Here is a 14601-nt window from a genome sequence, read left to right as displayed (position 1 = left end):
GCTGAAAGCATAAAAGTAAGCTCTTCATTTAAAATGATAGTTAAGTAAATCATTAAACAAAACAGCATTTATTTTCTCTGATCTTATTATTTTTTCTGTTCTGTTGCTCAAATATGACAAGAAAGCTTTTTCGCATATTTTTTGCCGGCAAGAAGCATATATTATATCGCCGTTTTATAGGCAAAACTGTGTCTTGTGATCATAAGTTTTACAATTCTGATAAAAAAAACAATTGCGATTATAAAAATACACGTTAAAGTAGCGCTGTACAAACAAACAACTTTTGCGTTCTTTCTTGAAAAGAACAGTGATGTCGTTACCAAATCAGTTTTGATAATTTTAATCGCAAGGGGTTATTATGGGTAATCTTTCAAATGCTGTTTATAAAGGCAGTAAAAATTATAGCGATGCAGATAAAAGCTTAGGACGTGATATGATGCGTTCTGCTATGCAAGCGCCTTATCTTGAACGACAAAAAGAGCATGATTTGGCTCTAAGGTGGAAAGATAAACGCGATGATGAAGCTATGCATCAAATTGCAGCAGCGCATATGCGCTTGGTGATTGCGATTGCTAACCGTTTTAAACGTTTCAAAATGCCGTTGGGGGATCTGGTACAAGAAGGTTATGTGGGACTATTGGAAGCGGCAGCGCGTTTTGAACCTGATCGGGAAGTGCGTTTTTCGACTTATGCAACATGGTGGATACGCGCTTCTATTCAGGATTATATTTTACGAAATTGGTCTATCGTTCGAGGAGGAACCAGTTCTTCGCAAAAAGCACTTTTCTTTAATCTTCGTCGCTTGCGAGCAAAATTGGTGCAAGATGATAGTGCTCTTTCAAAACAGGATATCTTTCGCACAATCGCTGAAAAGCTTGGCGTTTCCGTGCGCGATGTGGAAACGATGGATTTTCGTTTTTCCAGTTCTGATAATTCTTTAAGTGGCTCTATTTCTGAAAATAGCGATAATCCTATTGCCAAAATGGATGTTCTGGTGGATGAAAATCCTCTGCCGGATGCTTTGATTGAGCAAACAATTGATGGTCAACGGCGGACACAATGGCTGTATGATGCATTGCAAATTCTCAATGAACGAGAGCTTGAAATTATCCGTTTTCGTCGCTTGAATGAAGAGGGAGCAACTTTGGAAGTGTTGGGCGAAAAGCTGGGAATTTCCAAAGAGAGAGTGCGCCAAATTGAAGCACGGGCTTTACAAAAATTGCGTTCTGCTCTCTTAACCGTTCATTCAGCAGATGCTTATGATATATAGCTATTGAAGACCCCTTGAGAGGTCAATTTGTTACGGGCTATGGTGTGTGGGAATGTTGTGATTGATGGCAAAGGCTAAACAAATTTAGGGGCGGGAAATGCTTCAAAGTTTAGGAAAAAGAGGATAGGAAGAAGGAAAAAGTGCCCAAAATAATAAAAGAGCTCTTCTTATTCCATAATAATTTTAACATCTGTACCTACGCGTAAGGTTTGAGTGGGTGAGAGCGCGTTGAGAATGCGAAAGAGTGTTTCTTTATGCGTTGCTGTTTGCATTTTATTGGCAAGGCTTGCAACGCTTTCTCCCTGCTGAACGCGTACAACACGGATTCTCAAAGGCTTTAGCTTCTTAAATTGTGATGATGAGAGAGGGTGAAAACTTTGTATCGTTTTTGTGGCAATCTCTTCAAAATTTTGAGAATGAAGTGGGGCGGCAGTCAAAAAACGAAAAACGTGGTTTTTGAAAAAAATGATAACCACATCAAATTGCCAATGCGCATTGGCTGCTTTTGCACGCGCTCCAGAAAGACCTTGAATTGTGAGGGGATGCACGGATGATTCGTCCAACCCGACAATCCATCCGCTTTTTAAATAATCACTTGCAGATATTGCAAAAGGTCGCGGTAGGGTATCAAAACGAATGGCAATATTGTCTGGTCCACTGGCCCAAACAGTGTGTGCTGAATTTTCTATGGTAAAATTATCGGGAACAGCAAAAGTGATTCCCAAATGCTGGTGAATAAATTGATTGTCTCGTACAAAACCTGTAGGAAAGCTTCCACCAAAAATCATGCCATCAATGCTTTTGAGAAAAGAATCATGGTTCGTGTTGCTTGTGTGCGCTATACTCATTTTACGTGCTTTTTCTCTGACAAGGCGAATCCGTTGCGGAGTGGTGGGATGGTTTGCTAGAAAGTCTGAGGAAGTATTTGTTCTAATCAAGAGATTATGAAAAACGCTATAGGCTTCCATTGATTGGAGAAAGCGTAGAGAGGCAAACGGATCATATCCTGCTTGTTTGAGCATTTCCAAGGCAATGGAATCTGCTTCTAGTTCCTGATTGCGTAAAAATTGTGCAAATTGTTGTTTGTCTTGTATAGAATTGTGAGGCTTGTCTTCCTCATGAGAGAGAGGAGTTGATGAGGGGGTATGCGTTGCCTTCAATTCAGCTTGTTTTTTTAGCCGTAAAATGCCATGATTGGCAGTAATATGAGCTATTTCATGCGCTAAAATTGCTGCAAGTTCTGAGGAATCATTGGCTAAGGCAAGCATGCCACGGGTGATGTAAATAGAGCCATTGGGTTGAGCAAATGCATTGATGCTTTCTGAGTTTAAGATTGTTACAGAATAGCGTTGTTGAGGATTTTGTGAAACAATAGCAAGTTTGCCTACAATCTTTGCTAACAGACGTTCAAGTTTTGCATGAGAATAAGCACCACCATATCTTTGTAAAATACGGGGGTGTTGCAGATTGCTTAATGTGACATAAATATTGTGCTTGCTGGCATGTTTGATTGTTCCAGAAGAATCTGAAGAAAGCATATCATTTGAGGAGAGATGCCTATGACAAGCAGAAAGGAGAAGCATGAGGCTTATGAGAGATGCTCTATACACTTTGGTGCGAAAGGAAAAATTTCGTTGAAAAAATTGGTGTCGTTGACTCTTAAGCACTGTATTTTCAGGGCATATTGTGGCAAATTTTATTGGCATCTTTGTATGTGTTTTTACAAGTAAAAAGAAGTTTTTTGGGAAGGAGCTTTTTGATAAGGATTCTTTTAGCTATAGCACGGTTATTGTCCATAAGAAACGGCTCTTTTTGATAAAAAGATGTGAGGAAAGATTACGGAAGGCAGAGTATAGCATGACCACATTTACAATATTGTTAAATGGAAATGTTTGTATCACGGATCGTTTGCTCACTCAAATTCATAATAGCCGTGTGATTGCTGCTGATGGTGGAATGCGTCATGCAGCAGCGCTTGGTGTGATGCCTGAGTTGTGGGTGGGAGACTTTGATTCATCAGATCAAACTTTAATCAACACCTATACGCATGTGCCTCGTGAGGTTTTTCCTTCTGATAAAGATATGACCGATAGCGCTCTGGCATGTGAGAGAGCTCTGCAAAAAGGTGCCAAACACCTTATTTTGTGTGGTGCTTTAGGAGGGGAGCGGAGTGATCATAGTCTGTCTCATATGACATGGGCACTGATGATGGCAGAAAAAGGTATTACAGTGTTGTTGACAAGTGGTTGTGAAGAAGGATGGCCGGTCTTACCAAAGCCTTTTTCATATGATCTACCTGATGGATGTTTGTTTAGTATTATCGGTTTTTCTGATTTACAAGGCTTAACACTTTCTGGTGTGAAATGGCCCCTTTGTGATAAAAATGTGTCATTTGGCTCGTCTTTGACACTTTCTAACCGTATTTGTGGAACCTTTTCTTGCCATTTAGGTTCTGGAAAAGCTATATTGTTGGCGTCTGTACCTATTCCGTAAAGCTCTTCCGGTATATTTGAATAAGGCAGAGGGGGGGGCAAAAGATGAAGTGCCGGCATGAATGATATATTTATGTATTAATGTAAGGAGAGGTTTTAATATGTTAAAATCATTTTTGAAAGTGGCAGTTGTTTCAGCCATTGGTTTAAGTACTGTGGCTTGTACTACAAATGATCAGCGCGTTGCACAGTATGGTGTAGGAGGAGCAGCAATAGGGGCTTTGGCGGGAACTGCAATTGCTGGAAGCACTCCTGGAGCAGCACTGACAGGTGCCGCATTTGGCGCTCTTGCCGGAACAGTAACAGGTGCTGCTGTTAATCAGCAAAAACAACAAAAACAACAAAGACAAATTGTTGTACATCAAGCACCGCTGTGCACTTATCATAACCGTAAAGGTCGAGTGTACCATGCACCTTGTGCACAAAAAGTGCAAACACCACAATTATGTACTTACCGAGATGGAAGAGGCGTGATGTATAAGGCACCTTGTCCGCGCCGCGTTCGTTAATGGTGCTGCCGCTCTTGCGGCTTGACCGCGTTTTTCTAACCTTTGGAACAACTCCCTTGCTCAACCAAGCTTTCTTATCGGTTGAGCAAGGGGCGCGTATTGCCTTGGTGGGACGCAATGGTTGTGGAAAATCAACGCTGTTAAAAATTGCCGCAGGAATGATTGAGCCTAGTGGTGGGGAAATTTTTCGCCACCCTAGAGTCACAATACGGTATGTTTCACAAAATCCGGATTGTTCAGGATTTGAAGATGTTCATACCTTTGTAGAAGCGGGGTTCGATAATGTCCCTGATATACCATGGATAAACACACTTCGCACCAATTTGGGTTTTTCAGGAAATGAAAAGTTAGAAACTCTTTCTGGGGGAGAAAAACGGCGTGTCTCTTTGTTGCGCGCTCTTGCCGCAAAACCAGATATTCTTCTGTTGGATGAACCAACAAATCATCTCGATTTGCCAACCATTGAATGGTTGGAAAGGACTTTATGTTCTTTGGCTTCAGCAATTGTGGTGATCTCCCATGATCGGCGTTTTTTAGAAAATGTTACACATTCAACCCTATGGCTTGATCGGGGTATCACCAAAAGATTGGAAAAGCGCTTCTCAGAATTTGAGAGTTGGCGTGATAAAGCGTTGCAAGAAGAAGCTCTCGAGCAGCATAAATTAGGCCGACAGATTGCACGCGAAGAACAATGGTTACGTTATGGGGTGAGTGCACGGCGTAAACGGAATGTGCGCCGTTTGGGAGAACTAAAAGAACTGCGAAAACTTCATAAAAACTATAAAGGACAACCGAGAAGTGCGCTTTTGACTGCTGCTCAAAGTTCTCATTCTGGCCAATTGGTCCTTGAAGCAAAGCGAATTTCAAAGTCTTACGGGGAGCGTGTTATCGTCAAAGATTTTTCTTTGCGTATTCAGCGTGGTGATCGAATCGGTTTGATTGGTCCCAATGGTATCGGCAAGACAACATTACTTTCTACATTGATCGGGCAAGAAGCCGTTGATAGTGGAACGGTGAGACATGGATATAACCTTGCCATGGCGTTTCTTGATCAACAGCGTATTCTCAATGAAGAAGAAACATTAGCACATTATCTAACAGGGGGGAGGGGAGAGACTCTTGTGATTAATGGGCAAGAGCGCCATGTGGTTTCTTATATGAAAGACTTTTTGTTTTTACCCGAACAAGCACGTACACCACTTAAAGAATTTTCAGGAGGAGAAAGAGCACGTCTTATGTTGGCGCGGTTGCTGTCGCGTCCGGCAAATTTTTTGATTCTTGATGAACCTACCAATGATTTGGATATGGAAACTTTGGATTTGTTACAGGAATTTATCGCTGATTTTGCTGGAACAGTGTTATTGGTAAGCCATGACAGAGACTTTTTAGATCGCACTGTGACTCATATGTTGGCAGCAAAAGGCGATGGACATTGGATTTTGTATGCTGGTGGTTATAGCGATATGATAGCACAAAACAAGCATGCTGTATCATTTGGGCACAAAGATAAAACGCTATCACAACGGAAAGCACCTGCAAATCCTCGTCTAAGGGAAAATGAAAATCCCATTGCAAAAGATCATGACTTTAGGGAGCGGGGAAAAATAAAACCGCGCAAACTCTCTTATAAGCAGGTTTATGCATTGGAAAAATTGCCTGAACAAATCGCTGCTTTGCAGGACGAAATCAAAAAAATTGAACAAGAACTCTCTGATCCAACACTCTATAGTAAGGATAAAGAGCGTTTCGAACATTTATTAACAGTACTAGAAGAGAAAAAAAAGAGTTGTGTGAGCAAAGAAGAAGAATGGCTAGAACTTGAATTGTTGCGTGAAGAAAATGCGTGTATACAATCATAAAAACGCTTTAGCGTTAATTCCTTGCAAGGGTATCTTTATCGATTTCAATAGTCGCTTTTTTATTTCTTCTTTGTTTTGCTTCATTCTGTATGGAATGCGTGGGTGTACTGGAGAGGAAAAAGAGTTACGGATAAAGGAAGGATGGTGAGAGTTTGCACTTTATATGTGAGAACAGTGAAAAAGAAACATTTTCACAATCTTGTGAGGCTTGATACGATTCTCTTTTAACATCTGGTGAAAAGACCTTATAACGCTTTATGTTCATTTTTTGGTCTATGGGGATCATGAATTCGAGAAGTGAGAATGTGAACTCTCCATTTTCCAGAAATCATTAGATAATCTCTCGCATAGCCTTCTTTCTCAAAATTAAGGCGTTCCAATAAGTTTCCGCTTCTGGTATTTTCAGGCATATAATTAGCCATCACACGATGGAGTTGATAAACATCAAAGATATGAGGTATCAGAGCAGATAAAATCTCGAACATGAGACCTTTGCCTTGCTGTTTTTCATCAACAGAAAAACCAAGATGACAGGCTTGAAAAACACCGCGAACCACATTTGTAAAATTCACGGTGGCGATGATTGTATTGCCGTTTTTCAATCGTGTAGCGTATCGATAGGCGTATCCTTGTGCACTCTCATGAGCGAAAACTTCTACGCGTGTTTTCCAAGATGTTAGGGTATTATAATCAGCAGATCTTACCGGTTCAAAGGGGCGGAGATGGTTTTCATTACGTAAGTAATAGGAAGACAGTTTAGCTGCATCTTCTGGACCAATTAAGGTGGAAATTGTGCGTTTTGTTGTGATAGCCATAATTTTTCCCCCATAGAAATATACGAGTTTACAACTTTCTTCTGCAATTTTTCACATAGCTTATTTTTTGCTGAATTCCATTGCTAAGTATGGGATGTTGATTATGAATTTTAGAAAAAACAATAAACTTTGCAGCAAGGTGTGGAATGGAGGGGAAAAGTTACCAATTCAGAGCTTATTTTGCAATTGATCGTCGTACTTTATTGCATTTTACAATGGTTTTTTCTTTTAAATTCCTCTTTTGCACAAAAACTATGCACGCACGCTAAAGCATAAAGCTTATTCTTTGATCATTGATATGATTTTTTCTTCCTGCACAAAGTGTTTGATAAATTATAGAAGGCAATGAATGTGGTGTGCACAAACTTGCAATGCCCAATCTGTTGCAATTTGAAGCACCATCCTGTGTTGGTGGTGTGAGGGTTCCGTGTTTTTTCCCTTCAAAGATTGTGCAATTTTTGTTCAATTATTTTCTTCTGCTTTTTCATGATATCCTGTTTTCTGGTCTGCAATTATAAGAAGTTTGCTAAGTTGTTGAGTTCGTTTTTTTACGATGAGATGTTGAGCTGCTCATGTGCCATTTGTTTTGTGCAAAAGAGGGCATGATGCATGATAGGTGCACATTGCTTTGCTGTTTTCATCTATCGGTTTCTTGGATCTTGCAGCTTAACAGTGGCATGAGGGAGAAGAAAATTTTTTGCTACAAGAGATGTGATGCTTTCTCAAACAACTAGGCATCAATGAGTCATATATTGATTTATAATGATAATTTTTTGCATACAAATTGAGAATCTTAAATATGGGAGGATTTTCTGATCGCAAATTTGTTTATGATGAATCAAGTAACATCATTTTCTTGCAGGTCATAAATGGAATTGGCCTGAGGAGTGAAAGTAATTATAGATAAGGGCACTTGTTATGAATATTTTCAGGAACCAAGGTTATCTGCAAGATTGGGGAGGAAAGAGTATGATGGTGCGGGTGCAAGATTGGTGTCTCGTGGTTTTATCGTTATAGCCTTGTTGTGAAATGGGTATGAGTGCATTGAGAGGAGCTTGTTTAAAACAAGCGCGTAAATTGGCAACATAAGAGCATTTTGTGGTGGCTCTTTTGGCTAGCACTTTTTGTGGCGCGCTGTTTTGTATCAGAGGCGTAAAATACAACATGTCTCTGATATTATCGTTACAAGCTCCATGCACCGCTCATTTCTGATAAGAAATTGAGGAGTATGATCATTTTCTCTGTCATTTTGAGAAAATATCTGACGTCATTATTGTTATGAATGGTGTTAACTCATTCCAAGTGCATCTTTATAGAGTTGGATGATGGCTTCTTCTTCTATACGTTCATGCTCTTCTTTTTTACGTAATCGTATAATGCTTCGCACAGCTTTACTATCAAAACCTGAGCCTTTCAGTTCGGCATAAACTTCTTTAATATCATCAGAAATCGTTTTTTTCTCTTCTTCTAATCGTTCAATACGCTCAATAAAAGCGCGCAATTGATTTACGGATATCGCATGTGTTTCATCGGTTACTGTGTTCATTACATTTTTCTCCGGACTTCATGTTTTAAGCTATTGTTATTAGCGATAAATTTTTATTGAAAAAGCTTGAAAAACAAGAGATCAATCAAGCTATATTGTTTTTTACAAATTGACTTTAAATATTTTGTAAAATTTTTAAGATATATGCCTTGATAAAAAGGCACTAAGAAGCCAAAAAGAAAAAAATATATTTTTATAGATTTGTGGAGAGATGTAAAAGACTTTTGAAAAAGAAAAGGGCTTTATGCTTTGTTTTAATCGCTTACATAATAAAGGAAGTTTTGTGGTTGCCAAAAAACAGGAATGGTTTTTATTGAAAAAACTAAGAGTTTTTTTCTTGAGTGTTCTGTTGTCGTGCTCATTTGTTGGTTTGGCAAAGGCTGATTTTAGAGTTTGTAATTCCACTCAACAGTCTGTTGGTGTTGCCCTTGGCTATCGTACATTTTCAGGTTGGGTGAGTGAAGGGTGGTGGGTTGTCCCTGTGACAGAGTGTAAAACTTTAATTGAGGGACCACTTTCTTCACGATTTTATTATTTTTATGCGGAGGGTGCACAGAAAAAAGGCAATTGGGCAGGGTCTATAACGATGTGTGTGCAAGATAGCCAATTTACCATTCAGGGAGTTCATGATTGTTTTCCACGAGGCTATCAAAAAGCGGAGTTTAAGGAAATTGATACGGGGAATCAAACCAGTTGGATGGTACAATTAACCGATGAGTCCTTGTTGGGGGATTCGATTATACATTCTCCTTCGCTTTTAGGAGGTTCTCCACCGTGAAGCGTGCACGTAAAGTAAAAATTATTGCTACTCTTGGTCCGTCTTCTTTTTCCATTGCGATGATTGAAAAGCTTTTTAGGGCGGGAGCTGATGTTTTTCGTTTGAATATGAGCTATACGGACTGTGAAACAATGGCTGATTTGGTTCAGCGCATACGCGAGGTTGAAAAAATTGTTTGCCGGCCCATTGGTATTTTAGTGGATCTCCAAGGACCAAAATTGCGCGTTGGATCTTTTGCTAAAGGGCAAGAAGAACTGCATATTGGGCAAAGCTTTACATTGGATAGTCATAATGATCTAGGGGATGGACAGCGTGTTTATTTTCCCCATAAGGATGTGTTGTCTGCTGTGAAACTAGGGGATCGGTTGTTGATTGATGATGGAAAGCTGGAACTGCGTGCACAATTGTGTGGTGGCCATTTTGTTGAATGCTGTGTGGTTGCTGGAACCCATATTTCTGATCACAAAGGTGTCAGTTTTCCCGATACCATTTTGCCTTTTGGTTCGATGACTTCAAAGGATAAGGCTGATCTTCAAGCTGTTTTGCAACAACCTATTGATTGGATTGCTCTTTCTTTTATCCAGCGTCCAGAAGATATTATAGAGGTGCGTCGGTTGACGAAAGGCAAAGCGGCTTTGATGGCTAAAATCGAAAAACCTCAAGCTTTGGAGCACATAGAGAAAATTATTGATGTTTCTGATGGCATTATGATTGCACGGGGAGATCTTGGTGTAGAAATGCCCTTGGAAAAGATTCCTGCACTGCAGATAGAACTCATAAAAGCCTGTCGTTTAGCAGGAAAACCCGTGGTAGTGGCAACACAAATGCTTGAGTCTATGATCTCCTCTCCTGTTCCAACACGTGCAGAAGTTTCTGATGTTGCTACAGCGGTTTATGCGGGGAGCGATGCAGTGATGTTGTCTGCTGAATCGGCTTCTGGTCTTTATCCTGAAGAAGCTGTGCTTATGATGGATCGCATTGCTCGACAAATTGAACAAGATCATACTTATGAGGTTATGGTTGGAGCACAGCATCCTGCACCAGAGTCAACGGGAACCGATGCCATTTCTCTGGCAGCGCGGCAGATTGCTGAAACACTCGCATTAGCAGCTATTGTTGCTTATACCGCTTCGGGCACAACGGGTGTGCGTGCTTCACGAGAGCGCCCAAGCAGACCCATTATTGCTTTGTCACCCATTGTCGAAACAGCGCGGCGATTGGCTTTGGTGTGGGGGCTACATTGTGTGGTGAGTGATGATGCACGAAATTTAGAGGATATGGTTGACCGTGCCGCAGCCATTGCTTTTCAAGAAGGCTTTTGCAGAAGTGGAGACCGCTTTCTTGTCACCGCTGGTGTTCCGCTTGGTACGCCTGGTGCGACAAACCTGTTGCGTATTGCGGCTGTTTCTCAAGACGGTACAAAGGGCGTGTAATAAAAACGTTGTGGCGTGTTGTTTTGGAGAGCAGACATTGTTCGTTATCTGTCTGATATGTGCAGAAATCTCTGATGTTACTATAGTAATTTATGCGGGCAGAGCCATGGGATAATATTATCTCTTAAATCAGCATCAGATCTTTATTGTAAAAAAAAGCAGTGTCAAGCGATGCTGTTTAGACAATCAAGATATTAGGTTGATAATAATTCAGTATTTTGTCCTTTTAAAAGTTCTAAATAAGCAATGTTTGCTTATTTTAAATCCTCTTGGTTTAGAGGAGAAAAATGTTTGCTTTATTGTTCATTTCATGAAGAGCTGGTGGGTGAAGCCAATGGGTTGAAAAAACAGCCAATGTCTTTCTTATAAATCATTTAAATGCAAGAGCCGTGATGAGATTGTTAAAAGAGAAAGGAGGAACGGCTAAAGAGAATGGTGATGTTGGTCTTTTTCTTGATAAGTGTAAAGACGGAGCTGTTCAGAGATTTTTCATAATATTCTTCATGAGAGGTGTTTGCTTGTGAGACAACAACAGTTTATGCAAAATACACACTGCTTTTTAGAGCAATATAGCTTTTGTTTGTTGTTGCAGTATGCGCGATTCTTTACAATTATATTGATTTTTTACAGGTGTTATTGTTGAAAAATAGAGTGCTGGTTAGTTTGAGAACGAGCGCGTGTTTATGGGTTTTCGAGTTCTTGAACATCAACACTCGTTTGATTATCTTTGAGTAATTGATTGGTGAGCTTTTCAATACGTTCTGTTGTATTGCGTACAATTCTTCCCATGGTGCGGTCTCTTTCATTGTGTAGCCGCAAAAGAGCGTCGTAATCTTCTTGTAGTTTTTTATTTTCTCGTTGGATTTCTTCCATTTCATCGATAATCATAATGCCAGCCATGACAGATAAACGATGATCGCCAATTTCACCAAAATTTTTCTTCAAATGGGCGATATATTGGTCTAATCGAGCCGCAAGTTCAATAAGATGGCTTTCTTGTCCTTTATTGCAAGCCATGCGATAAACTTTACCATCAATGGTGACGGAAACAGTTTCCATAGATTCAAACCTTTATCTATCAATGACAACGCGAATTGTTTCCATCGCTTTAACTAAACGTTTGGAAACTTCTTTGTTTACTGCCTCTAACCGCTCAACTTGAGCTTCAGCTTTGTCAAGTGCTTGGGCAAGATGGCTACGATCAGTGTTCATTCGTTGAATTTCTTCTTCCCATTCGTTATTTTTATCAATAACGGCATTGCGGTTTATAATGGTGATCTCTAAGGTTCTTAGTGCTTTTTCTAATTGCTCTAAAGCGTGTGGAAGAACCGTAGTTTCTTGATTCATGATATTTGTATCCTCCAAGTGATTGTATCCTTTATCAGTTTTTTATACAAAAACGAATCACTCATTTTCTTTTTTCATGTGAATTTTATTTTTAAGTATGTAGGACATTTTAGCAAGCATGGCAGAGAATACATATTTAATTAAAGGCTAGATTTTTTAAGAGTATTGGCATAAATGATATGTGCACAAAGGATGTGTGAGGGGAATGGTATTGGTATTACTTACGTGGCGATAAAAGATCTTACCCTAGGAATGAAAAAAGTGTTTCTCAAAAAATTTAAGAGAATACGCAAGAAACAACAAAATAACCTGTTTAACGAAATGGTTTATCATTTATGACAAATACTGAACAACAAAATCAGATGGCTAATGCTATCCGTTTTCTTGCGATTGATGCAATTGAAAAAGCAAATTCTGGTCATCCTGGCTTGCCAATGGGCGCAGCCGATATTGCAACCGTTCTTTATACAAAGTTCCTTGCCCATGATCCTAAAAATCCTTACTGGCCCAACCGTGATCGCTTTGTGTTATCGGCTGGGCATGGGTCTATGTTGCTTTATGCCTTACTCTATCTTTCTGGTTATGAAGATATCTCTCTTGAGGATCTTAAAAATTTCCGCCAACTAGGCTCAAAGCTTGCTGGGCATCCGGAATATGGACATGCTGTGGGAATTGAAACAACCACTGGGCCGCTTGGACAAGGGTTGGCAAATGCTGTGGGGATGGCACTTGCTGAGCGTTTGCAAAATGCGCGTTTTGGTGATCTCATCAACCATTATACTTATGCCCTAGTTGGGGATGGCTGTCTTATGGAGGGGATTTCTCAAGAAGCACTCTCCCTTGCTGGTCATTTGAAACTCAATAAGCTTATTGTCTTGTGGGATGATAATAATATTTCTATTGATGGTGAAATCTCTCTTGCTGATAGCACAGATCAGATTGCCCGTTTTAAAGCGTCTGGATGGAATACACATAAAGTCGATGGGCATAGCCAAACAGCTATTGCCAATGCCATCAAAGAAGCACAAAATTCTGATAAACCAACTTTGATTGCTTGTAAAACAACCATTGGCTTTGGAGCACCAAATAAAGCGGGAACCAATAAAGTTCATGGTTCCCCTCTGGGAGCACGGGAAATTGCTGAGACTCGTATCGCTTTGAAATGGGGAGCCCAGCCTTTCGTTATTCCCGCTGATATTCTTGATAATTGGCGCTTGGCTGGTCTTAGTGCTGCTAAAGGGCGACAAAAGTGGGAAGAAAAATTGGCTGCTCTTCCCGTGTCCGAACGCGTAGAATTTGAAAGGTTGATGCGAGGCGATTTGTTGGGTGGATTTGACAGCGCTATCGATGCTTATAAACAAAAAATCGTCGAAGAACGCCCTGTGGTTGCTACCCGTAAGGCTTCGGAAATGGCTCTTGAAGTGATTAATGGAGTTGTTACGGAAACCATTGGTGGTTCTGCTGACTTAACTGGCTCTAATAATACAAAAAGCAGTCAGATGAAAACCATCTCTGCTGAAGATTTTTCAGGACGCTATCTCCATTATGGAATTCGCGAACATGCCATGGGCGCTGTGATGAATGGTCTTGCTCTTCATGGTGGCTTTATTCCTTATGGGGGAACTTTTTTATGCTTTTCTGACTATATGCGTCCTGCCATGCGCCTCTCTTCTTTGATGGGATTGCGGGTGATTTATGTCATGACTCATGATTCCATTGGTCTTGGTGAGGATGGACCTACCCATCAACCTATAGAACATTTGGCTTCTTTGCGCGCAATGCCAAACCATCTTGTTTTCCGCCCCGCTGATGCTATGGAGACAGTGGAATGTTGGCAATTGGCTTTGAAAGCGCGTGGCACGCCTTCTACTTTGGCTTTAAGCCGGCAAAATTTACCGCTGTTGCGTCAAGAGTATGAAGAAGAAAATCTCTGTATGCTTGGCGCTTATGAATTGCTCACCGCGGGTGATGATGCGAGGGTGACCCTGTTTGCTTCGGGTTCAGAATTGCAAATTGCCGTACAAGCACATGCGCTGTTGGAAGAAAAGGGCATTCCAACCCGTGTGGTTTCTGTGCCTTGTTTTGAACTCTTTGCTCAGCAATCTCTCTCCTATCAGCGGGCTCTTATTGGTGATGCACCGGTTAAAGTTGCCATTGAAGCTGCTGTGAGGCAAGGATGGGAGCGTTTTATTGGCTGCGATGGTGTGTTTATCGGTATGGATGGTTTTGGTGCAAGTGGAACGATGGAGGCGCTTTATACACATTTTGGCATTACTTGTGAGAATGTGGTGGCTCACGTTGAAAAAAAACTGGAAGAAATTACTAAAGAAAATGTCAAATGAGTCTTCATGGTGCAATGAAGAGTTTTGATCATATTGAATATAGTCTTTATTTTTTGCACAGTTGTGGATTACGTGATTGGTTAAGATATTGAAGTTGTGGTTATGAATCATTAAGGACTATTGAAAGTAAGTGCCCATTTGTTGCGCTCTAAAGAGAAATAAAAACAATATGAAATGACAATTCGCGTTGCAATGAATGGCGTTGGTCGT

At 40.4% G+C, this 14601-nt stretch carries 12 protein-coding genes; 7 read left to right on the top strand and 5 right to left on the bottom strand.

The window, feature by feature from the left end; translation table 11 throughout:
• Positions 1-358 precede the first annotated feature (358 nt).
• Positions 359-1270, top strand: coding sequence for an RNA polymerase factor sigma-32 (locus tag ABD917_RS00325; protein WP_345118103.1), 912 nt, complete (start codon positions 359-361; stop codon positions 1268-1270).
• Positions 1271-1437: 167 nt separating this feature from the next.
• On the opposite strand, the gene ABD917_RS00320 is transcribed toward ABD917_RS00325, so the two are convergent.
• The gene (locus ABD917_RS00320) at positions 1438-2970 is read right to left on the bottom strand and encodes a M48 family metalloprotease (RefSeq protein ID WP_425548539.1); all 1533 of its coding nucleotides are present in this window, start codon (positions 2968-2970) and stop codon (positions 1438-1440) included.
• A gap of 157 nt (positions 2971-3127) precedes the next feature.
• Between ABD917_RS00320 and ABD917_RS00315 the strand changes: the two genes are divergently transcribed.
• From ABD917_RS00315 to ABD917_RS00305, 3 genes are all read left to right on the top strand, one after another.
• Entirely contained in the window at positions 3128-3763 is a 636-nt protein-coding gene (locus ABD917_RS00315; RefSeq protein WP_345118100.1) for a thiamine diphosphokinase, read from the top strand.
• Between the two features lie 100 nt (positions 3764-3863).
• Complete coding sequence (locus ABD917_RS00310; protein WP_345118099.1) at positions 3864-4271, top strand: hypothetical protein; 408 nt, start codon at positions 3864-3866, stop codon at positions 4269-4271.
• Positions 4271-6130 (top strand): ABC-F family ATP-binding cassette domain-containing protein, encoded by a 1860-nt coding sequence (locus ABD917_RS00305; protein WP_345118378.1) that lies wholly within the window; start codon positions 4271-4273, stop codon positions 6128-6130. Before ABD917_RS00310 ends, ABD917_RS00305 begins: the two co-directional genes overlap by 1 nt.
• Before the next feature lie 245 nt (positions 6131-6375).
• Here the strand turns inward: ABD917_RS00305 and rimJ are convergent, their stop codons facing one another.
• Both rimJ and ABD917_RS00295 read right to left on the bottom strand, forming a co-directional pair.
• A complete protein-coding gene (rimJ, locus tag ABD917_RS00300; RefSeq protein WP_345118098.1) occupies positions 6376-6945 on the bottom strand; it encodes a ribosomal protein S5-alanine N-acetyltransferase in 570 nt (189 codons plus the stop codon).
• Between the two features lie 1288 nt (positions 6946-8233).
• Positions 8234-8491 carry a DUF2312 domain-containing protein gene (locus tag ABD917_RS00295; protein WP_144751416.1) on the bottom strand — a complete coding sequence of 86 codons (258 nt, stop codon included), beginning with the start codon at positions 8489-8491 and terminating at the stop codon, positions 8234-8236.
• A 244-nt stretch (positions 8492-8735) separates the two neighbouring features.
• Between ABD917_RS00295 and ABD917_RS00290 the strand changes: the two genes are divergently transcribed.
• Together ABD917_RS00290 and pyk are read left to right on the top strand one after the other, a co-directional pair.
• Positions 8736-9269: a DUF1036 domain-containing protein gene (locus tag ABD917_RS00290; RefSeq protein ID WP_345118096.1), complete on the top strand. Its 534-nt coding sequence runs from the start codon at positions 8736-8738 to the stop codon at positions 9267-9269.
• Positions 9266-10702, top strand: coding sequence for a pyruvate kinase (pyk, locus tag ABD917_RS00285; RefSeq protein WP_345118095.1), 1437 nt, complete (start codon positions 9266-9268; stop codon positions 10700-10702). The genes ABD917_RS00290 and pyk overlap by 4 nt, the downstream gene beginning before the upstream one ends.
• 681 nt (positions 10703-11383) lie before the next feature.
• Here the strand turns inward: pyk and ABD917_RS00280 are convergent.
• Both ABD917_RS00280 and ABD917_RS00275 read right to left on the bottom strand, forming a co-directional pair.
• Positions 11384-11761, bottom strand: a complete 378-nt coding sequence (locus ABD917_RS00280; RefSeq protein ID WP_345118094.1) for a cell division protein ZapA — start codon at positions 11759-11761, stop codon at positions 11384-11386.
• 12 nt (positions 11762-11773) lie between these two features.
• Positions 11774-12049: a DUF4164 domain-containing protein gene (locus ABD917_RS00275; protein ID WP_345118093.1), complete on the bottom strand. Its 276-nt coding sequence runs from the start codon at positions 12047-12049 to the stop codon at positions 11774-11776.
• Between the two features lie 335 nt (positions 12050-12384).
• Here ABD917_RS00275 and tkt point away from each other — a divergent pair, with 335 nt between their 5' ends.
• A complete protein-coding gene (gene tkt, locus ABD917_RS00270; protein WP_345118092.1) occupies positions 12385-14391 on the top strand; it encodes a transketolase in 2007 nt (668 codons plus the stop codon).
• Positions 14392-14601 lie beyond the last annotated feature (210 nt).

Source organism: Bartonella pachyuromydis (genome assembly GCF_039543065.1).
GTDB lineage: Bacteria > Pseudomonadota > Alphaproteobacteria > Rhizobiales > Rhizobiaceae > Bartonella > Bartonella pachyuromydis.
This window is presented reverse-complemented; position numbering and strand designations above follow the sequence as displayed.